Origin of the sequence: Klebsiella sp. JN_Kp122 (assembly GCF_040062085.1) — a bacterium.
Taxonomy (GTDB): domain Bacteria; phylum Pseudomonadota; class Gammaproteobacteria; order Enterobacterales; family Enterobacteriaceae; genus Klebsiella; species Klebsiella aerogenes.
Map to the genome: position 1 here is coordinate 181041 of NZ_JBEAHW010000001.1, position 19976 is coordinate 201016.

General features: G+C 55.3%; 21 protein-coding genes. 7 read left to right on the plus strand and 14 right to left on the minus strand.

Annotation, left to right across the window (positions count from 1 at the left end):
- Nucleotides 1-17: 17 nt before the first annotated feature.
- Genes otnI through otnK form a run of 3 tightly spaced genes read right to left on the minus strand, consistent with a single transcriptional unit; the run spans nucleotide 18 to nucleotide 2691 of the window.
- Nucleotides 18-797, minus strand: coding sequence for a 2-oxo-tetronate isomerase (gene otnI / locus ABLU78_RS00885; protein ID WP_348819948.1), 780 nt, complete (start codon nucleotides 795-797; stop codon nucleotides 18-20).
- Nucleotides 797-1426, minus strand: coding sequence for an aldolase (locus ABLU78_RS00890; RefSeq protein ID WP_032711593.1), 630 nt, complete (start codon nucleotides 1424-1426; stop codon nucleotides 797-799). The genes otnI and ABLU78_RS00890 overlap by 1 nt, the downstream gene beginning before the upstream one ends.
- Nucleotides 1423-2691: a 3-oxo-tetronate kinase gene (gene otnK / locus ABLU78_RS00895; protein WP_048228732.1), complete on the minus strand. Its 1269-nt coding sequence runs from the start codon at nucleotides 2689-2691 to the stop codon at nucleotides 1423-1425. The genes ABLU78_RS00890 and otnK overlap by 4 nt, the downstream gene beginning before the upstream one ends.
- A 220-nt stretch (nucleotides 2692-2911) precedes the next feature.
- On the opposite strand from otnK, the gene ABLU78_RS00900 reads away from it, so the two are divergent.
- Nucleotides 2912-3685 (plus strand): DeoR/GlpR family DNA-binding transcription regulator, encoded by a 774-nt coding sequence (locus tag ABLU78_RS00900; RefSeq protein ID WP_015705335.1) that lies wholly within the window; start codon nucleotides 2912-2914, stop codon nucleotides 3683-3685.
- On the opposite strand, the gene tam is transcribed toward ABLU78_RS00900, so the two are convergent.
- Nucleotides 3675-4439, minus strand: a complete 765-nt coding sequence (tam, locus tag ABLU78_RS00905; protein WP_015705336.1) for a trans-aconitate 2-methyltransferase — start codon at nucleotides 4437-4439, stop codon at nucleotides 3675-3677. The two genes, ABLU78_RS00900 and tam, sit on opposite strands and share 11 nt — an antisense overlap.
- 178 nt (nucleotides 4440-4617) lie before the next feature.
- Here tam and ABLU78_RS00910 point away from each other — a divergent pair, with 178 nt between their 5' ends.
- On the plus strand, nucleotides 4618-5418 hold the full coding sequence (locus ABLU78_RS00910) for an MBL fold metallo-hydrolase (RefSeq protein ID WP_048228733.1): 801 nt from the start codon (nucleotides 4618-4620) through the stop codon (nucleotides 5416-5418).
- 6 nt (nucleotides 5419-5424) lie between these two features.
- On the opposite strand, the gene ABLU78_RS00915 is transcribed toward ABLU78_RS00910, so the two are convergent.
- The 3 genes from ABLU78_RS00915 to ABLU78_RS00925 form a co-directional block, all read right to left on the minus strand.
- Complete coding sequence (locus ABLU78_RS00915) at nucleotides 5425-5715, minus strand: hypothetical protein (RefSeq protein ID WP_015366702.1); 291 nt, start codon at nucleotides 5713-5715, stop codon at nucleotides 5425-5427.
- Nucleotides 5716-5930: 215 nt separating this feature from the next.
- Complete coding sequence (locus ABLU78_RS00920) at nucleotides 5931-7115, minus strand: MFS transporter (RefSeq protein ID WP_032708000.1); 1185 nt, start codon at nucleotides 7113-7115, stop codon at nucleotides 5931-5933.
- A 475-nt stretch (nucleotides 7116-7590) separates the two neighbouring features.
- Complete coding sequence (locus ABLU78_RS00925; protein ID WP_032708001.1) at nucleotides 7591-8469, minus strand: DMT family transporter; 879 nt, start codon at nucleotides 8467-8469, stop codon at nucleotides 7591-7593.
- A gap of 98 nt (nucleotides 8470-8567) precedes the next feature.
- On the opposite strand from ABLU78_RS00925, the gene ABLU78_RS00930 reads away from it, so the two are divergent.
- Together ABLU78_RS00930 and ABLU78_RS00935 are read left to right on the plus strand one after the other, a co-directional pair.
- Nucleotides 8568-9896, plus strand: a complete 1329-nt coding sequence (locus ABLU78_RS00930; RefSeq protein WP_048228734.1) for a PLP-dependent aminotransferase family protein — start codon at nucleotides 8568-8570, stop codon at nucleotides 9894-9896.
- Nucleotides 9897-10077: 181 nt separating this feature from the next.
- Nucleotides 10078-11244: a YbfB/YjiJ family MFS transporter gene (locus tag ABLU78_RS00935; protein WP_048228735.1), complete on the plus strand. Its 1167-nt coding sequence runs from the start codon at nucleotides 10078-10080 to the stop codon at nucleotides 11242-11244.
- Here ABLU78_RS00935 and ABLU78_RS00940 read toward each other — a convergent pair.
- Nucleotides 11176-12063: a LysR family transcriptional regulator gene (locus ABLU78_RS00940; protein ID WP_046883603.1), complete on the minus strand. Its 888-nt coding sequence runs from the start codon at nucleotides 12061-12063 to the stop codon at nucleotides 11176-11178. The genes ABLU78_RS00935 and ABLU78_RS00940 overlap by 69 nt on opposite strands.
- A 91-nt stretch (nucleotides 12064-12154) precedes the next feature.
- Between ABLU78_RS00940 and ABLU78_RS00945 the strand changes: the two genes are divergently transcribed.
- On the plus strand, nucleotides 12155-13201 hold the full coding sequence (locus ABLU78_RS00945; RefSeq protein WP_032708005.1) for a nitronate monooxygenase: 1047 nt from the start codon (nucleotides 12155-12157) through the stop codon (nucleotides 13199-13201).
- A gap of 18 nt (nucleotides 13202-13219) precedes the next feature.
- Here ABLU78_RS00945 and ABLU78_RS00950 read toward each other — a convergent pair whose 3' ends face one another.
- From ABLU78_RS00950 to ABLU78_RS00965, 4 genes are read right to left on the minus strand one after another with little or no spacing between them, the layout of a single operon-like run.
- On the minus strand, nucleotides 13220-13879 hold the full coding sequence (locus ABLU78_RS00950) for a methionine ABC transporter permease (protein WP_161798788.1): 660 nt from the start codon (nucleotides 13877-13879) through the stop codon (nucleotides 13220-13222).
- Entirely contained in the window at nucleotides 13876-14667 is a 792-nt protein-coding gene (locus ABLU78_RS00955; RefSeq protein WP_020079911.1) for a methionine ABC transporter ATP-binding protein, read from the minus strand. The genes ABLU78_RS00950 and ABLU78_RS00955 overlap by 4 nt, the downstream gene beginning before the upstream one ends.
- Entirely contained in the window at nucleotides 14664-15470 is an 807-nt protein-coding gene (locus ABLU78_RS00960) for a MetQ/NlpA family ABC transporter substrate-binding protein (protein WP_015366692.1), read from the minus strand. Before ABLU78_RS00960 ends, ABLU78_RS00955 begins: the two co-directional genes overlap by 4 nt.
- A gap of 18 nt (nucleotides 15471-15488) precedes the next feature.
- A complete protein-coding gene (locus tag ABLU78_RS00965; RefSeq protein WP_046883604.1) occupies nucleotides 15489-16517 on the minus strand; it encodes an isopenicillin N synthase family oxygenase in 1029 nt (342 codons plus the stop codon).
- A gap of 297 nt (nucleotides 16518-16814) precedes the next feature.
- On the opposite strand from ABLU78_RS00965, the gene ABLU78_RS00970 reads away from it, so the two are divergent.
- Entirely contained in the window at nucleotides 16815-17081 is a 267-nt protein-coding gene (locus ABLU78_RS00970) for a VF530 family protein (protein WP_015366689.1), read from the plus strand.
- A gap of 6 nt (nucleotides 17082-17087) precedes the next feature.
- Here ABLU78_RS00970 and ABLU78_RS00975 read toward each other — a convergent pair whose 3' ends face one another.
- Entirely contained in the window at nucleotides 17088-18047 is a 960-nt protein-coding gene (locus tag ABLU78_RS00975; protein ID WP_015366688.1) for an AraC family transcriptional regulator, read from the minus strand.
- A 104-nt stretch (nucleotides 18048-18151) separates the two neighbouring features.
- Between ABLU78_RS00975 and ABLU78_RS00980 the strand changes: the two genes are divergently transcribed.
- Nucleotides 18152-19351 carry an MFS transporter gene (locus ABLU78_RS00980; RefSeq protein ID WP_015705349.1) on the plus strand — a complete coding sequence of 400 codons (1200 nt, stop codon included), beginning with the start codon at nucleotides 18152-18154 and terminating at the stop codon, nucleotides 19349-19351.
- A gap of 194 nt (nucleotides 19352-19545) precedes the next feature.
- Here ABLU78_RS00980 and ABLU78_RS00985 read toward each other — a convergent pair whose 3' ends face one another.
- Nucleotides 19546-19794, minus strand: a complete 249-nt coding sequence (locus ABLU78_RS00985) for a hypothetical protein (protein WP_015366686.1) — start codon at nucleotides 19792-19794, stop codon at nucleotides 19546-19548.
- Nucleotides 19795-19976 lie beyond the last annotated feature (182 nt).

Below are 19976 nucleotides of genomic sequence, written 5' to 3' on the forward strand. Positions count from 1 at the left end.
TTGATATTATGTAGGTTTTAGTTATTTAACCAGGCTTGCGCCCAATCCAGTCCGACTTGCGTTCCGGCGCGAGGACTATATTCCGCGGCGACGTAACCATCATATTTTTCCTGCTCGAGTACGGCGAAAATCCATTGATAATCCACTTCGCCGTCAATCGGTTCCTGGCGCGCCGGTACCGACGCAATCTGAATATGGCCGATATACTCTTTATAGTTTTTCAATAAATACGTTAGATTGCCATCGACCTGCTGGGCATGGAAAATATCAAGCTGCAGTCGAATATTGTCGCGGTCCGCCTGGCGAATATATTCCATCGCCTGATATTGGCTGGAAAATAAATAACCCGGACGGGTGGCGGGCGATAAACCTTCAAGCAAAATGGTGATGTTATGCGGTTTGGCCAGATCCGCCGCGTAGCGTACGTTGTCAATAAACGTGTCCGCACAGTGCTGCCGATCGAACCCTTCGGTGACGCCCGCCATAACATGTATCGCCGGGCACTGCAGAGCCGCAGCATAGTGAATGGCTAAATCAATGGCTTTGCGGGCTTCCTCTTCACGGCCAGGTAAAGCCGATAATCCCCATTCGCCGCGTGCGGTATTGCCTGCCGGAGTATTAATGCCGATAAGCTTGAGGTGATGTTTCTCTAATTCGCGGGCGACGGTCTCTACGGGATATTCGTAAGGGAACCACATCTCAACGGCATTAAAACCGGCTCTGGCCGCCAGGGAGAAGCGCTCCAGAGGCGGATTTTCGCCGAATAACATCGATAAATTGGCAGCAAGTTTCAACATTATTGCATTCCTCGAAGCACAGTCATTTGTTGATGATCGAGATAGTTCACCGGGCTGTTTTTCAACGTGAAGAACAGGCGGGCGGACGCTTCCATCTCTTCCAGATTGTCGGCGGCATCGCGTAGCGATTTACCCACCACCACCGGGCCATGATTAGCCAGCAAAAAAGCCTTATGCTGCGCGGCGCGTTCGCCGAGCCATTGGCCAATCTGCGGATCGCCTGGGCGGAAATAGGGGACCAGCGGTATTTCGCCGACCCGCATGACCACATACGGTGTACAGGCCGGCAGGGTATTAGCCGGGTCCAGGTCCTGCAGGCAGGATAGGGCCGTCAGGTAATGGCAATGCAGATGGACGACGGCGCGACACTGCGGATTGTTGCGGTACAGCGCGAGATGAAAACTCACCTCTTTTGAGGGTTTTAAACCCGAGAGCAATTCACCGCTCAGAGTCACGTGCGACAATTCTTCGGCGTTAAGCTCGCCAAGACAGGAGCCTGTCGGGGTGGCCAGAATCGTGCCGTCAGCAAGCTGGACGGAAAGATTGCCAGCCGAACCGGTTGCATAGCCGCGATTAAAGAAAGAGCGAGCGATAGAGACCATCTGTTGGCGTAAGGATGACTCGTTCATGCACAAGCCTCCGCGGTCTGCGCGCGGGCAAAGAAATTGTCATCGCCAAAATTACCCGATTTGAGCAGCAGGATAAGCGGCCGGGAATCTGCCTTGATCCATGGAACGCCGGGTGAGACCGCGGCGCCAATAGTGAAATGGCGAATATCAAGCGCTTGCGTTACCGCGCCGGAGGTCTCTCCGCCCGCGACGATGAACCGGCTCACGCCTTGCTGCGCAAGTTGTTTTGCTAATTGAGAAAACAGCGTCTCAACGATCAACCGACTTGGCTCGGCGCCATAGCGCTGTTGGATGTTGTGCAGCTCTGCGACCGAAGTCGTGGCGTAAACCATTGGCGCCATGGCCGCGTCGGACTGCTGGTGCAGCCATTCAACGATCTGACCGCAATACTCATCAAGCGTCCAGCGTTTATCAAGCAATCCTGCCACGTCCACGGCCAGCGTTGGCGCCAGTTGGCGGTATTTTTCCACCTGTGCCTGAGTTCTCATAGAGCAGGACCCGGATAATACTACCGTACAGGCCGCTGGCGTGGTGACGCTAAAGGGAAGGGAAGGCTCCGTGGCGTTGGCCCAGCAACGCGCGAGACCCGCGGCTAAGCCGGAACCACCGGTAACCAGCTTCATATCGTGCAACGCTTGCCCCTGAATTTGCAGATGTTTCTCGTTTATTGCGTCCAGCGCGATATAACGATAACCCGAGGCGGATAAAGTTTGGATCTCGTCGCGCACGGCTGCCTCGCCGGACTCCAGAATCTGCACATTGATAAGAGCGCATGTGCCGCGAGACTGGCGTTCCATCAAACGGCGCAGATCGCTGTCATCCATGGGATTGACCGGATGATTGCGCATACCGGACTCCTGTAGCAGGCGGTCTTCTACGAATAAATGTCCCTGATACACCGTACGACCGTTAATAGGCAACGACGGAGAGATCACCGTGGTTGCGACGCCCAGCGCATCCATTAAGGCATCGGTTACCGGGCCGATATTCCCCTTTCTCGTGCTATCGAAGGTGGAGCAGTACTTAAAATAAAAGCGATCGCACCCCTGTTGTTGCAACCAGTGCAGCGCATTCAGTGACAGCGTCACAGATTCTTTGGCTGAAACAGAACGTGATTTCAGACTCACGACTAATGCGCGAGCATCGCCCTGGTAATCTTCACCGGGGACGCCGCTAAACAGGCTGGTCGCTATTCCGTTATTAGCCAGAAAACTGGCGATATCCGTCGCGCCGGTAAAATCATCGGCAATTATGCCTGCTCTCATATCCTGTCCCCTCATACAGCGAGTGTTAATTTACGGTATTATCTGTTGTTAAATGTTAATATCAATGATTGAGGTGATGAATACAGCGATGACGATCACAATAAATAACATTTATTATCTATTTTTCACATTAACTGGCACTGTTAATCCGGTGTACAGCCCTGGATGATGTGATAAAATGTGAAAATATGAGATAGCGAGACACCATCAGGAGAAATCGATGCTGCCATTGGAGAGACAAGAGAAGATATTGGAAATCATTAAAGACAAAGGGGTGGTCAGCGTCGTCGAACTGGTCGAGGCGCTGGGCGTGTCGCATATGACAATCCGGCGCGATATTCAGCGCCTGGAGCAGCTTAACGTGCTGGCCAGCGTATCGGGGGGTGTGGCACTTCCGCAACGAACCCGCCTGCTGAATGAACCTTCGCATCGCGATAAAACGCTTATGTTTCCCCAGGAAAAGGAGGCTATTGGTCTGGCGGCGCTTAAGCATATTCCCGCGAACAGCACCGTCTATCTGGATGCCGGGACCACGACGCTCGCACTGGCCGAAAACCTGGTTGAGCGTCAGGACTTGCTGATCATCACCAATGATTTCGCCATTGCCAATTTGATGATTGAACGCGGGCAATGTGAATTGATCCATACCGGCGGACGCTTATGCCGTGAGAATCAGTCGACCGTTGGCCACCTGACGGCAAAAATGCTGGAGAACCTGTTTATCGATGTCGCGTTTATTTCGGCGTCATCATGGAATTTGCGCGGACTGTCGACGCCCAACGAAAATAAAGCCATCGTGAAACAGACCGTGGCGAAGGTAAGTGAAAAATGTATCCTGCTAAGCGACTCATCAAAATATGGAAAAATGGCGAATTACCTGATCCTGCCGCTGAGCGAGCTTGATGTCATCATCAGCGATGACCGGCTGAGCGGCAGTGTAGTAAATCAGCTGAATGCGCTTAACGTTGATGTCGAACTGGCGACTACGCGTTAACCAGGAGTCGGGCCACAATAAACAGCCGCGGGAACAATAACAGCACTTTCCCGTTACACTGTAACGGATAATGTTGTTGTAACAGCGTCAGATAACGCTCTAAAAACACGTTCTTTTCTGCTTCATCAAGATTCTGCAGATACGGGCGCAGACCGGTTGCCTGCAGCCAGTCAACGATCGCCTGGTGCGATTCCAGAGGGTGATAATAGGTGGTGCGCCAGATGTCCACCTCGCAACCGCTGTTGCTCAGCATGTCGTAATACAGCTGGACGCTGGGGAGCGGCTGTCGGCCACTTTCCGGAAATCCCAGCTCTTCAGCGACCTGACGCATCAGGGTATGAGAGGGCTCTTGCCAGTTATCCGGCATCTGAACCGCCAGAACGCCGCCATCGCTTAACTGGCCGGCCAGTCGCGGGAACAGCGTTTGATGGTCTGTGAGCCATTGTAAAGAGGCATTGGCATAGATCACGTCTGCGGGCTCAGATGGCTGCCAGTCTTCTATATTTGCGGTGATAAACTCACAATCGGGAAGCGCTTGCGCCGCCTGTGCCAGCATGGCGGCGGAATTATCAACGCCAATAATTCGCGCTTCAGGCCACGCTGCACGCAGTAAGGCCGTGCTGTTGCCTGGACCGCAGCCCAGATCCACAGCCAGCTTGACCGGCTGTTGCGCAATACGCGCCGTTAACTCAGCCGCCGGTCGGGTGCGCTCATCAGCAAATTTCAGATACAGCGAGGGATTCCAGTCTGCCATAGATAACCTCAAGTTAACGATCCGCGTCTATCAGCATAGAGGACGTAGCGCGGTTGTGAAGTTGTTTTTTAGTGACAGGGTCACTTTTTTCGGGGCGAAAGGTGCGGCGCTCATCACACAGATTGCAGGGTTTCTTCGTTACACTGGTCGTGCATATATAACAGGGATGAATGAAATAATGGCCTTAACCATCAGGGTATTACTGGAAAATCGCCTTGCGGCGCACGCCGATCCGGCGTTGACAGCCAAAGCAGGACTTAGCCTGCTCCTTGAGGATGAAACCAGCAAAGTGCTGTTTGATACCGGCCCTGACGGCAGTTTTCTTAAGAATGCGCAGCGGATGGGGATTAAACTGGATAACTTGACCGCGACGGTATTATCACACGGCCATTACGATCACTGCGGTGGCGTCCCCTGGCTGCCGGAGGGGAGCCGAATTATTTGTCATCCACAGCTTAGCCAACCGCGCTATGCCGCTATCAGCCTTGGCCGGCACGTACGCAAAATCAAAAAACTCTCGCTTGAGCTCGACTATTCCCGCTTTCGCATGGAATGCTACCGGCAGCCGTTTGCCATCAGCGAACGTCTGTTGTGGTCCGGCGAGATTGTGGTAAACCGTCCGCAATCCTTTGGCGTTTTAGCCAGCTCGCCGTTGACGCCTGATTATATCGTCGATGAAGGCGTCCTTATCTATCTTTCTGACCACGGTCTGGTCATCATCTGCGGCTGCGGACATCGTGGCGTAGAGAACATTGTGCGGCATTGTCAGAATATCACCGGTATCGAGCGGGTCCACGCATTGATCGGTGGGCTACACCTGCGCGCCGCATCCGTCGCCAGGGTCTGGCAGGTCCGAAGTTATTTACAACAGCTGCAGGTGGAGAAAATTTTGGCCTGCCACTGTACCGGCGCCTGGGGAAAACTGTGGCTCGCCGGCGCACAGGCGCCGGCTACAGGGGATATTTTGCAGCTAGCTTAATAAGGATCAGTCGGCATCTTTCAGCATTTCGGCGCGCCGGGCGGTGGCATAGACGAATTCCAGCATCGGTTCAAGGTCTGTATCATGACCGGCCTGGATAATTTTTCCGCGTAGCCATTCGATTTCGCTGGTGATATCCGGGTGAAAAATGTTGTTGTCCTGCGCTTTACGCAACCATTTGAGAAGAAAGTTATTTTTCCCTCTCGCTCCGCCCGATTTCTTCGTTTTTACGTGGATTTTCAGCGCGACCAGAATGCAGTAGTAAAAATGGACGCGCTGGTTGAAACTTTGATGCATGTCGGTATTTCCCGCCAGGGTAAGCCGCTCGCCGCATCAGGCGACGAGTCGAATGGAGCCAGGTCACGGGGGGATCGTTTTGTTGACGACCTCTATCACTGCACCCGTACCGCCCGGCATCCAGGACTGGATGCTCGCGGAATGGTGGCACGGATATTAAAGCGTCGTCAATTATTGATTAAATTGTTACCAGTATCATGATTAATCGGCATACATCATACGTTCGTCCTGGTCTGTTGCAGACGAACCCGAAGCAGCAGGATAAACGCCATGGCGACGACCACCGCAGCCAGCAGATACAGCGTATCAAGCGCATAATAACCCGCCACCCAACCGGCAACCGGGCCGGTCAAACCCAGCGCCAAATCGAGAAAGGCTGAATAGGTACCCAGCGCCGTGCCCTGGTTTTGTTCTTCTACCTGTTTCACCGCCTCGACGCCCAGCGCCGGGAAGACCAGCGAGAAACCAGAACCGGTGAGGAATGCGCCAATACCGGCGACCCACGCCGACGGCGCCTGCCAGATAATCAATAATCCAAGACACTCCACTACGAAGCAGACAAGCGACACCGGCACGCCGCCGTAGCGGGTAATGGTGTTGCCAAGGATCAGGCGTATACAAATAAAACCGATGCTGAAGAGAGAGAGGGTGAAGGCCGCGCCTTGCCAGTGGTGAGCCGAAAAATAGAGGGTAATAAAGGTGGCGATGACGCCAAAGCCGACAGTCCCAAGCGCCAGTCCCAGCCCGTAGGGCCAGATTCTGCGCACTACCACATGGAATGGCGCTCTCACTCCGGCGGTTACGCTGACATCCTGTCGCGTGCGGGCAAAGAGCAGGCCAATTAGCGCAACCAGCACTACCACTACGGCAAAACCGCTGATGCCAAAATAACTATTGAGCATCACCCCCAGCGGCGCGCCGACGGCCATTGCCACGTAGGTCGCGACGCCATTCCATGAAATCACCCGCGAGGTGTGAATCGCGCCAACGGTTTTAATGCCCCATAACGTTGCCCCGGTGGCGGTAAAGCTTTCTCCCACGCCGAGGAAAACCCGGCCAATCAACAGGGCGCTGACGGCGAGAAGCGGTATAGCTTGCAACATCACCGCCGCGAGGGTGAAGAGTCCGCTTAACATGCAGCAGATGATGCCGAGACTAACGACCTTTTTTGGCCCCCAGATATCGGTATAGCGGCCAGCATGCGGGCGGCTTACTAGCGTTGAAATGTACTGCAGGCTGATAACGACTCCGGCGATTAGCGTACTGTACCCGAGCTGATAGTGGATGTAGCCGGGAAGCACCGCCAGCGGCAGGCCGATGGAGAGATAGCAGATACAGGTGAAAACCACGATGGAAATAATTCGCAGGTTAAGCTGAGTGGTGCTGACAGAAGTAGTCATAACGCTAAGTGTTTAAAACAAAAGGGAGGATAAGCATAGCGCAAGCGCGGTGGCCACGGCGAGCGGGCGAGCATTTTATGCCAACGCTCGGTTCATTTATTGGCAAAATGACCGATAATATAGCTATACAGATGATAAATAACGCCCATATTATTTCTTAGAGTGATACCTGAGTTTGAAAGGGAAATGGATGAGTGGCCAGTCTTAGGATGGAGCACGGCAATCTATTTGCTTCCCGGAGGTCATCGCGATGAAAAAATTACTTATATTGCTCATTGTTTTTGCTGTATCCGCCTGTTCAGGAGGTTCCTCATCATCCTCGGGGATGGCGCCGGGTCAGGGCCTTGATTCGCAAACCTGCATGAACGACACCATTGATGCTAACAGCGCCTGCGGCCATTCGGTTGCGCCACAGTTTAATTGATAGAAGACAGCCTGAGAGAGGAATGCGCCTCAAATCAGGCTGCCGACTATTTTAACGGGCAAAGCGCTTCGAACCGATCACGCAGAAAATAATGCCAAGCGTGACAACAACCATCAACGGGCTCACTGATTCATGAAGGAGCAGTGCCGCCAGCGCCAGGCCGAAAAAGGGCTGCAATAGCTGGAGTTGACCGACCGCCGCAATACCGCCGATTGCCAGTCCCCGATACCAGAAGATAAAGCCTACCAGCATGCTGAATAACGAGACATAGGCCAGCGCCGTCCATGCAGACGCACTGATACCACTGAAGCTGATGGGAATCGTTAAGCCGCAGGCTAGCACCATCAGGGGCAGGGACAGGAGCAGCGCCCAACAGATGACCGCCAGCCCGCCAAGCTCTCGGGTGAGGCGCGCCCCTTCGGCATAACCCAATCCGCAGACCACTACCGCCGCCAGCATCAGCAGATCGCCCGCGACGGAGATCCCGACATTACCGGCCAGCGCGAAACTGGCCACCAGCACGCTGCCCAGCAGCGAGAATCCCCAAAAGGCAGGGCGCGGTCTCTCACCGCCGCGGATCACCGCGAAAATCGCCGTCGCTAGCGGCAATAACCCAATAAAAACAATTGAGTGGGCAGACGTCACCCGCTGCAGCGCTAGCGCCGTCAGCAGCGGAAAACCGATGACCACGCCGCCGGCAACCAGCGCCAGTGAACGCCATTGTCCCGCTTGCGGGCGCGGCAGGCGTAAAAGCCAGATCAGGCCCAGCGCAAGCACCCCGGCAATCGCCCCACGGCAGAAAGTCAGGAAAAAAGGATCGAACTCCTGCACGGCGATGCGGGTGGCGGGTAGCGAGCCGCTAAAAATAGCGACGCCGATAAAACCGTTTATCCAACCGGATATAGAAGTGGAAGCGCGACGGTTGTGCACGTGTGACCTCTTTGTAGTGATAGTTAATGTGGTTGACCGGGTCGATAGTAGGTCGCACAATCCATGACAATCAAATAATTGTCATGGATACAATGACGATGAAAAACCGCTATAAATCTCTGGTTGATCGCTATGCGGCAGCCATCCGCAGCGGTGCGCTGGCGGCTGGCTGCCAACTGCCGACCCATCGGCAATTGGTCGTTGAACACGGAATTTCGCTGGCTACCGCGACGCGGGTCTACCGTGAACTGGCGTTAATGGGGCTGGTCAGCGGCGAAACGGGACGCGGCACTTTTGTGCGTGAACTGAGCTTGCCGCCGGGGCTGGGTGTCGATCAGCACGCCATTGCCCCGGACATGATCGATCTTAATTTCAACTCTCCGGCGTTGCCGGAACAAACCGTTCTCCTGCGCGAGGCATTAAAAAAACTGTCTGGCGCGGGCGATCTGGAGGCGTTGTTACGCTATCAACCGCACGCCGGACGCATGAGCGAACGGGAAATAGTGGCCCAGCATCTTAACAGACAGGGTATGGCGGCCAGCGCCGGGCAGGTCGCTATCGTTAACGGCGCTCAGCATGGGCTGGCGGTCACGCTCGGCGGCCTGCTGCGTCCCGGCGATGTGGTTGCGGCAGATGCATTGACCTATCCGGGATTTCGCGCTCTCGCCAGGCTCTATCAACTTGAACTGGTTGCTATCCCGCACACAACACAAGGGCCGGATCTCGACATGCTTCGCAGCCTGTGTGAAAAACGGCGGGTAAAAGCGATTTACACCATGCCGACGCTGCATAACCCTCTCGGCTGGGTAATGAATCTGGCGCAGCGTAGTCAACTGGTTGATATTGCCCGCCAGTTCGATTTGTTCATCATTGAGGATGCCGCCTATGCGTGGTTGATTGAAAACGCGCCGCCGCCGCTGATGTCGCTGGCGCCTGAGCGTACGGTCTATGTGTGCGGTTTTTCAAAAAACATCGCCACCGGTTTACGGGTTGGCATGGTGGTATGCCGCGAAGCGTTAATGCCGGCGATAGAGCGGACGATCCGCGCCACCAGCTGGAATACGCCGGCCTTAACGACGGCGCTGGTCTGCGGCTGGATCCAGGATGGGACGCTGGCCCGGCTCGAAACCATAATGCGCGCAGATGCGCGGCGGCGGCAGGCCATCGCCCGTCAGGCGCTGGCTGGCTTACCAATGATTGGCAATGAAAATGCCTGGTTCCTTTGGCTGCCGTTGGGCGAGGAGATCCGCGCCGATCGCGTCGTGAAACAGCTGCTAACCATGAATATCGCTATTTCCACCGCCGAACCTTACAGCGTCAGTCGTGATGTGCCGCATGCTTTGCGTCTGGCGCTGGCGTCACCGAGCCTCGATAAACTGAGCGCTGCGCTGAAGATAATGCGGCCTATTATCGAGTACGGCGTTTAACGACCGTGCGCTTTTGACAACCATCCTTCGTCGCTAACCGAAGTATCCTCTGGTTGGTGCTTTTACTCTTTGCCCTGGCGCGGCGGCTTGCTCGTCGCATCATGCTAATACATAATAAAAAGAGAATTAAATTTAAATAATATTCTCTTTTTGAGATTAAATTGTGCAAGGGGTAACGCAGATGCGACAAATCAGGCCGGAGATAAACGCTTTCTTATTAGCGCTGGCAGGGGCGACGGTATTAATGATTGGTATGGGTTACGGCCGCTTCGCCTTCACCGGGATCCTGCCGGTGATGTTAAGCGATCAGATCCTGACGCTGCGTCAGGGGAATCTGGCCGCCTCCGCTAATTATGCCGGGTACCTGCTGGGGGCATTGTTACTGGCGAAGGCAAAGCCGGAGCAGGCGACCAGAATGAATATTGTCTCGGTCATTCTGACGCTAATTTGTCTGGCGCTACTGGCCTGGCTGCGTTCGCCGCTGGCTATCATTATCCTGCGCGGGTTGGCCGGGGTACTCAGCGCGGTAACGCTTATCTCCGCCTCGTTATGGCTACTGCAACATATGAAACATCATAACGGCGCGCCGGTACTGTTTGCCGGTGTCGGGATGGGGATTTTTTTGTCGGCGGAGTTTATTGCCGCCGGTAAAGCGCTGGCGTTTAGCAGTCAGCAAATCTGGCTACTGTGCGCCATCACGGCGACGATGCTGTTTTTATTCGCCTTGCGCGGATTATTAAGCCCGGCGGATTCGCTGCTGGCGTTAAACAGCAGGCCCGCAACAACGATGCCGAGCGACAATGGGCGCACGAGCGATGCGGTAAAATTGCTGCTGATTTATGGCCTCGCGGGCTTCGGCTACATCATCACCGCGACCTATTTGCCGCTGTTTTTGCACGGCGCGCTATCGGGTATCGACCCGGTGCATCTGTGGGCGGTATTTGGTCTCGCGGCGGTACCTTCCTGTTTTATCTGGCACCAACTCGTACTGAAAATTGGCTATCAGCGGGCATTTTGTAGCAATCTCGTTATCCAGGCCTTCGGCGTGGCCTTACCGGCGTGGAGCCACTCATTCACCTTTTGTTTGTTGAGCGCGCTGCTGGTTGGAGCGACCTTCCTTGGGACGGTAACCATTGCCTTGTCAGAGGGCAAGCGGCTAAATCAGGCGGTAAAATTTAATATGATCGCCGCGCTAACGGCGACTTACGGCGTCGGACAGATAATCGGGCCGCTGGTCGCCGATGGTTTATACAGCCTGACGGGATCGTTTAACCCTTCACTATTGACGGCCAGCGGCGTGTTGCTGGGAGCCGCCGGGCTGGTTGCCTGCGGCCGGCGCCAGCAATAACTGGCGCAGGGCGTCGAGAATCGGCGATACATACCCGCGGCGCCAGATAAGCTGGGTGGCGGCCTGGGTGACGTATTGCGTCTGGCAGCCTGCGGGTAGGGTGAGCAGGGCCAGAACGCTTTCCGGGAGCAAACAGGCGTAGCGACCGGTGGCGACGTTGGCCATCATAGCGTGATAGGAGCTGACATCGACGATGTCCACGTGTGCTCCCGTCTGCTGCAGATACTCGATGCCGCGCTGGCGGTAGGAACATCCTGCCGGGAAGGCGGCAAAACGGTAGTTGCGCCCCTCGACAGGGGCGATAAGGACCAGTTGTTCGATAAAAAGCGGGAGATATTCAAGCGTCTGTGGGCATTGAAGGCTGCCGTCCGGACCGGCCGGCAGTGAAACCAGCGCACAGTCCAACGTGGAGTTTTCGACCAGTTCAGTCAGCTGACGGGTGGGCATGGTACGCAATGTCAGGTCGGCGTCCGGGCAGCGTTGCTGAAACAGCGGCAATATGGCCGGCAGGCGGCTGGCGGCACAGGCTTCCATCGCGCCGAGCTTTAACGTTCCCGCGGGCCGTGCCGGGTGCAGCGCCAGTTTGGCTTCTTCGGCAAGGCTTAAAATTCGCCGCGCGTAGCTGAGGAAGTTTTGCCCGGCGGGAGAAAGCAGCATCTTCTTGTTTCCGCGTACGAAAAGCTCGGCTTCCAGCTCCTCTTCAAGCTGCTGAATGCGCGTGGTGATATTGGACTGCGCGCGACCAAGTTGTTTCGCCGCCTGAGTGACGCTTTGGGTTTCGGCCACCAGCTTAAAGATCAGTAATGTGGTGTGGTTCATATTTTTCTTCTCAATATGACAATATTGTTGATCTTAACATCTTAAAAAGAGATGGTTAATGCCTCACATCGCAAATTGCACAGGATCGCCAATGAATCAGCATTTACCGCGATTACTTAATATTCGTTACCCGATTATTCAGGCGCCGATGGCAGGGGTGTCGACACCGTCCCTGGCTGCAGCGGTAAGCAACGCCGGAGGATTGGGTTCGCTGGGGCTCGGCGCGTCGACGGTTACGCAGGCGCAGGCGCTTATTGAACAAACCCGGCAGCTCACCGATCGTCCTTTTAACGTCAACCTTTTCTGTCATACGCCGTCGCGCCGCGATGCCGTTCAAGAAGCGCAGTGGCTGGCGCGGTTGGCTCCGGCGTTTGCCCGTTATCACGGCACGCCGCCGAAACAGCTTAACGAGATTTATCAGACCTTCCATCAACATCAATCCATGCTCGATATGCTGCTTGAACAGAAGCCGGCGGTGGTGAGTTTTCATTTTGGCGTGCCGTCGTCAGAGGTTATTCGCCGCTTCCAGCAACAGGGAACGGTGACGATGGCGTCCGCCACCTGCGTCGACGAAGCGCGATTAATTGCGCAAGCGGGTATTGATGTCGTTATTGCGCAAGGGTATGAGGCCGGTGGCCATCGGGGGATTTTTGACCCACACGGCGACGATCGTCAAATGAGCACCTTCACTCTGCTTCAGGCTCTAAAGCAGGCTGTCGATTTACCCATTGTCGCCGCCGGCGGCATCATGCATGGGGCGGCGATAGCCAGCCTGATGCAGCTCGGCGCGTCGGGCGTTCAGCTGGGAACCGCATTTTTATTGTGCCCGGAAGCGGGTATAGATAGTGGATATCGACAGGCGCTCACGCAAAATAGTGACGTTGTCACATTTTTGACGGCGGCTATTTCGGGTCGGCCAGCACGCTGCGTTAAAAATAGCTGGCACGAAATCGGCGAAGGAGAAATTCCCGCCTATCCGCTCGCTTATGACGCCGGAAAAGCGCTGGCGACGGCGGCAAAAGCGCAGGGCGATCATGGTTTCGGCGCGCACTGGGCGGGACAAGGGGTGGCGATGATTCGCGAAATGCCGGCGGCAGAGCTGGTCAGGGTTCTCGTGAAGGAAGGCGGCCTGCAGTAGCCGCCTGAGAATGAGAGCTTAGCGGCGATGGGCAAGCTGTCGTACCAGCCTGTCGCCGATCATTTGTACGCCCTGGACCATCACCACCAGAATCAGCACCGTACCGACCATCACCTGATCGTTAAAACGCTGATAACCGTAGCGAATCGCCAGGTCCCCAAGACCGCCGCCGCCAATGACGCCCGCCATGGATGAAAAGCCAATCAGCATCACGATAGTCAGGGTGATCCCGGCAAGCAGGGTCGGTAGCGCCTCCGGCAGCAGCGATTTAAAGATAACGTGCCACAGATTACCCCCCATCGACAGAATGGCTTCAATGCGTCCGTAATCCACTTCGTCGAGCGCGTTTTCGGTCAGTCGCGCGAAGAACGGAAAAGCGCCGATGGTAATCGGCACGACGGCGGCGGTGCTGCCTAAGGTGGTGCCGATAATCAAACGCGTGAAGGGGATCAGCGCAATGAGCAGTACAATAAACGGCAGCGAGCGGCCAAAATTGATAATCGCCCCCAGCAGCGCATTCAGTTTCGGCATCGGCGCCAGGCCGTTGCGCCGGGAGACAAACAGTAACACGCCGACCGGCAGGCCGATTAAAATGGTAAACAGCGCCGCCAGCCCTACCATATAGAGGGTTTCCAGGCTGCCTTCCCATAATAAGGGCCATAAATCTTCCCAGCTCATGCGACTACGCATAAAGGCCTCCCGTGAAAGCCGTGGCGGGCGAGGAAATCCTGCTCCGCCTGCGGATTATGCAGTAACGACTGACGTAATCTGGACCACGGCGCCACCAGCAGATCGGCAATTTTCCCGCTCTCGATGACTTCGCCATGCTCCAGCAGCGCCGCGTGATCGCACAGCGTTTTGACGACTTCCAGCTCATGGGTAATAAGCACGATAGTCAGATTGAGCCGCTGATTGATATCGGCCAGTAACGCCAGCACCGAGGCGGTGGTTTCCGGATCGAGGGCGCTGGTTGCTTCATCGCATAGCAGCACATCCGGGCCGGCCGCCAGCGCGCGGGCGATGCCGACGCGCTGCTTTTGACCGCCGGAAAGCTGGGATGGAAAGGCGGTTGCTTTATCCGCCAGTCCCACTAACTCCAGCAACTCGAGCACGCGTTCGCGGCGCGCACGTTTGTCGACACCGGCGATTTCCAGCGGAACCGCGACGTTGTCAGCCACGTTGCGGGCATGCAGCAGGTTGAAGTGCTGGAAGATCATTCCGGTGCGCAGACGGTGCTGACGTAAACCGGCTTTGTCTAACTGAGTGATATCCTGCCCGTTCACCACAATTCGGCCCGCAGAGGGCCGTTCGAGTAAATTGAGACAGCGGATCAGCGTGCTTTTGCCTGCACCGCTGCGCCCGAGAATGCCATAAATCGCGCCTTTCGGGATCTGCAGCGACACGTCGTTTAACGCCGGTCGGCCTGTTCCGGCATAGGTTTTACTCAGCCCGACGACCTCAATCATGATTGCGGCGCAACCGGGATAACCGAGCCGTTATAGTTTTTGCGAATAAACTCGGCAACCTGCGGCGAGGTGAGATCTTTGGCCAGCGCTTTAATGCGTGGGTCATTAGCCAACTGCGGCGTCGTTACCAGGATATTGGCGTAAGGGTTGTTGTTCGCGCTCTCCAGTCCTAACGCATCTTTCGCCGGTACCAGTCCCGCCTCCAGCGCGTAGTTGCCGTTAATGACCGCTAAATCGACATCGTCTAAGGAACGCGGGATCTGCGGCGATTCAATTTCGAGGATCTTCAGATGTTTGGGGTTTTCCACGATATCTTTCGGGGTGGCTAACGTGGTCGCCGGGTTGGTGAATTTAGCGCCGAGTTTGATTAACCCCTGGCTTTGTAGCAGGAACAAGGCGCGACTGAGATTGGTGGTGTTGTTCGGCACCGCGACGGTCCCGTTTTCCGGGACGGAATTAAAGTCTTTGTGCTTACGGGAATAAATACCCAGCGGTTCAATATGCACCGTAGCGGCGACGGCAAAGGTCTTACCCAGCGCTTTTTCCTGATCCTTCAGATACGGAACGTGCTGGAAGTAGTTGGCATCAACGTCGCCATTCGCCAGCAGCTCGTTGGCGTTAACGCCGCTGGTGAGTTCGACCACTTTGATATCGAGGCTGGGATCGATTTTTTTGATGTAATTGAGGATTTCAGCGTGTGGTACCGGGTCAGCGGCAACGCGCAGCGCGGCAGCCTGGGCGGATGTCCATGCCAGAGAAAGAGATAAAGCGACCCCTGCCAGTTTGAATGCGGCATATTTCATATTGTTATCCTTATTAAATTAAACGATCAGTTGCTCAGTACGTTCGCGAAAAACATCCTGGTAATAACGTTCGGCGACATCCGGGTGGGAACGCAGCCGCCCTTTGAGGTAATTCCAGCCAACATCCCGCAGCAGCGGATTTTGCGGATCGCTATCCGGGCCGAGCGCTTCCTGCGCCAGATGGGCGGGCAGGCGGTACACCGGCACCACGGCATCGAGCTGCGCGCCAAGAAAGAAGGCGATTGAGAGGCGTTCCTGTTCTGCCGGCGGCGAGACCACGCGATGAACGGTGGCGCGCAGGTAACCGTTAGTCGCCAGCTCAAGTAGCTCACCGATATTCACCACAAAGCTGCCCGCGAGCGGCGTGGCGTCGATCCAATGGTCCGGCGCGACTTCCACCTGCAGTCCTTTTTGCTCGTCCTGTAACAGGAAGCTTAAGAATCCGGAATCTTTATGCGCGCCGACGCCTTGTGCGCTTTTGGTTTCACGCTGACCGGGGTAGCGAATCAGTTTGATATGTTCATTCGGCTTCTCGCCATACAGCGCGTCAAAGGCGTCGGCAGGTAACTGTAGCGCTTCGGCAAACGCGCGCAGCAAGGTGATCCCAACGCCGGTCATCGCCTGCTGCCAACCCAGTAGGGTCGGTTTCAGCGACGGTAGCGCGGCGGGCCATAAGTTCGGTCCCTGCAGACGCTGCCAGCGTGGCGCGTTTTCGGCGAGAGTTAAAGCCGGGCGTTCGGCGCCGATGTCAAACTGTTCGCGCCAGTCTGGCTGGCCGCGAGTGAGCTCGGAAGCCGCGCGGTTATAGCCGCGAAAGTGCGGGGAATGAATCATCGCCACCTGCTGCTTTTCGCTATCATCAAGAGCAAAAAAGCGTCGCGCCTGGCGTTGAACTTCAGTTTGCAATCCGGCGTCCACGCCGTGATTAATAAGATAAAAGAAACCAATATCGCGAGCGGCCTGGCGGAGGTCGGCAAGAAAACCGCTCTTTTCAGCAGGGTTGGTATAGCGGGCCAGATCGAGAATCGGCAAAGTCGTGGCGTTCATTGTGTTCTCCGAGAACGGGGTACGGGTCATTGGCTATGAAGTGATTCTGGGTTCGGCAACAACAACGGCGCATGATGATTTCCTCTGTCGGGTAGATGCGCTCAGCTTGCCTTAGCGCAATTTTTTCGACCAATAACGTTCTTTTCTAATTTATGACCGCGGTGGGTTCAGTGCTTTTGCGAAAAACAGATAAGGAGAGGGGTTTCGGCGTAGCCGTTATTTAAAAAAAGTGGCGGGATGTTGCATGATGCCGCCGCGGTCCGTATGGTGAGCGAAATTTTTCATGCAGGAAAGACAATGCACACGTCAAAAGATCCGCTTCACGGCGTGACGCTCGAAGCGTTACTCACTGACCTTGTGGCCAGATATGGCTGGGATGAACTGGCCCGACATATCAAAATCAACTGTTTCAAAAGCGATCCGAGCATTAAGTCGAGCCTGAAATTTCTACGCCGCACGCCGTGGGCGCGTAAAGAAGTGGAAAACTTTTATCTCGATTCGCTGGAAGGGCTCATCGACAAACCCGCCGACGCTGGCCCGTGGGCCAACTGGCAGAAGAAATAACGCTTATCAGGTTACCGCTTGTTCATTGACCCCATTGCGTAGCGCTCCCGGCGCTTTGCCGGTAATGCGTTTAAAGGCGCGGCTAAAGGCAGCGAGCGAGTTGTAGCCGAGGCGGAAGGCGACTTTTTCCAGCGCTTCGCCTTCATGGCTGATGTACTGCACCGCCAGGCGCATGCGTAATTCTGTCAGGTAGCGGGCCGGCGTGGTACCGGTGGCGGTGAGAAAACGTTCGGCGAACACCGAACGCGACAGGCCGGATTCGCGGGCTAAGTCTTCCACCTTCCAGTTGACGCCGGGCTGCTGATGCATAGCATATATCGCGCGCGATAGCTTCGGGTCGCGCAGTACCTGTACCCAGCCGGTAGCGTTACCGCAGCCGCATTCCACCCAGGCGCGGACGATCAGCGCCGCGACGACGTCGGCGAGACGTGCCAGAATGCCGGCATAGCCCACCTGACGCGTCAGGGATTCACGCTCCATTGCCGCCAGCAGCGGCTGGATTTCCGGGCGGGCGCTTAACAGGCTACTCACTAACATTACCTCCGGCATGGCCCGAACCAGCGGCTGCATTCCGCCTAATTCAAAATCCATACAGGCGCTGAAGATAACCGCATTCTCTTCGGTATTAACACAGCCTGCGTTTTTGATGCAGGAAACCGTCCCGCAGACCGGTTTGCTGTCGAGCTCCATCACATTCACCCGCGCGGCTTTGCTATCTGAGAGCAGGGCGTGCGCATCGCTATTGGGAATAAACACCGCATCGCCGCTCTCAAGCGAGAACTGTTTACCGTTGCTCATTTGTAGCAGCAGCGGGCCGCGGCTGACAAAATGAAACTGCGCTTTGCCAGGAACCGAATTAAACTCCACGCCGAAAGGACGCGAGGTTTCAATCCGTCGGTATTTCACTCCCGACAGTCGCATGCCCTGTAACAGCTCGCTGGTCAGATCTAAGGTTTGCTGGCTCATCGTTTTTCCGGACGAATAATCAATAATTGCAGAGTATGTATCATATATCGTCTTAACGGAAGCCACTAAGCTTGGCGAATGTTAATGATTCTGGAGAGATGTATATGAGTTCTTGCATTGTCGCTGAAGAGAGCGCGATTAACGCCCGCCCGGCGTGGCGCGCCGTGTATGCGCTGGCGTTGGGGGTCTTTGGCCTGATCGTCGCTGAATTTCTACCGGCCAGTTTACTGACGCCGATGGCCAGCAGCCTGGGCGTGAGTGAGGGGATGGCCGGACAGGCGGTGACCGCCACGGCGTTAATCGCTCTGGTGACGGGGTTATTGATTACCTCCGCTACCCGCAATATCGACCGTCGCTGGGTACTGATGTTCTTTTCCGTATTGCAAATCATCTCCAGTCTGATCGTGGCCTTTGCCGGTTCACTGGAGTTCCTGCTGCTGGGACGCTTGCTGCTTGGTATCGCTATCGGCGGCTTCTGGGCGATGTCGACGGCGACGGCGATGCGGCTGGTTCCGGCGGCGATGGTGCCGAAAGCGCTGGCGATTATCTTCTCGGCGGTGTCGATTGCCACCGTAGTGGCGGCACCGCTGGGTAGCTATCTTGGCGCGCTCATTGGCTGGCGTAACGTCTTTATCATCTGCGCCGTACCGAGCCTGGTTGCGCTACTGTGGCAGCTATGGGTACTGCCGTCGATGCGCCCGGAGAGTGCTGGCAGCTTTAGTACGCTCTTTAAGGTACTGCGGCGGCCGGGAATGGTTGGCGGCCTGCTGGCTTCGATTTTGATTTTTGGCGGCCACTTCGCTTTCTTTACCTATCTGCGGCCGTTTCTCGAAACCGTGGCGCTGGCAAGTGTAGAAGGGGTGTCGTTGATTTTGCTGGGGTTCGGCGTGGCCAACTTTATCGGCACCTCGCTTGCCGGGCATCTGTTGGCGCGTAGTTTGCGTTTGACGCTGGCGCTGGTGCCACTGGCGATGAGCTTGCTGGCGCTGATGATGGTGCTGTATGGTCATATTGCGCTACTGGATGGCCTGTTGGTCGCCCTGTGGGGATTTGCATTCGGCCTGGTGCCGGTGGCCTGGTCAACCTGGCTTGCCACTACGGTACCGGATGAAGCGGAAAGTGCAGGGGGATTATTAGTCGCGGCGATCCAGCTGGCCATTAGCGCCGGGGCTGCCGGCGGTGGGGCAATATTTGATATCAGCGGCGCCAGCGGCGTATTTACCGGCAGCGGGCTGTTATTATTAAGCGCCATGCTGATTGTCTTTATTGGCGTCAGGGTGACGCCGCCGGTCAGAAACAATTAATGATTAAACGCGCCGACTGGCGCGTTTATTTTTCTTCGGGCGCAGCGAGTACTCATTTTATTATTATAAAACGAGCGGCTAATTGATGAGTTGAAAAACTTCTTACGTTTTCCCGCGTGAATGCGGTTGCTGGCCTCAGCGTTTTGTCAGGTGGTTTCCATCACAGATTGGGCGCTATGTTATTAATTATTCTATTAAATAGCGTCTGTCAGTTGGTCAACGATAACTTTACCGCTGTTATCAAATTGGGTAATACGAAAATTAACGTTCCACGAGCGGCGAGTATTAAATTTATCAAACAGGGAGACGCGGCCTTTTTTCTTACCCTCTTTATTGAGGATCACCCACTCAGTCACTTCGGTATACTGCTGGCTAGGTTGATGACCGCTTTGTTGTTCAACTAATTGGTCTTCAGAATCCAGTTTTAAATAATCGCGTAACATTTTGCACCTCTTTGTTAATGTTTTTTTAACGTTACTCCTTTTTTTGATTCTTTCAATCTGAGTTTTTAATCGATGTGTGTGACTATTAGTTGGCGATCTAGCTGTTATATTTTTGCTAATCACTCTGCTGAATCCCAGGCTATTGTAACCATTCAGCACCAGACCGACCTACGGAAGCGAAG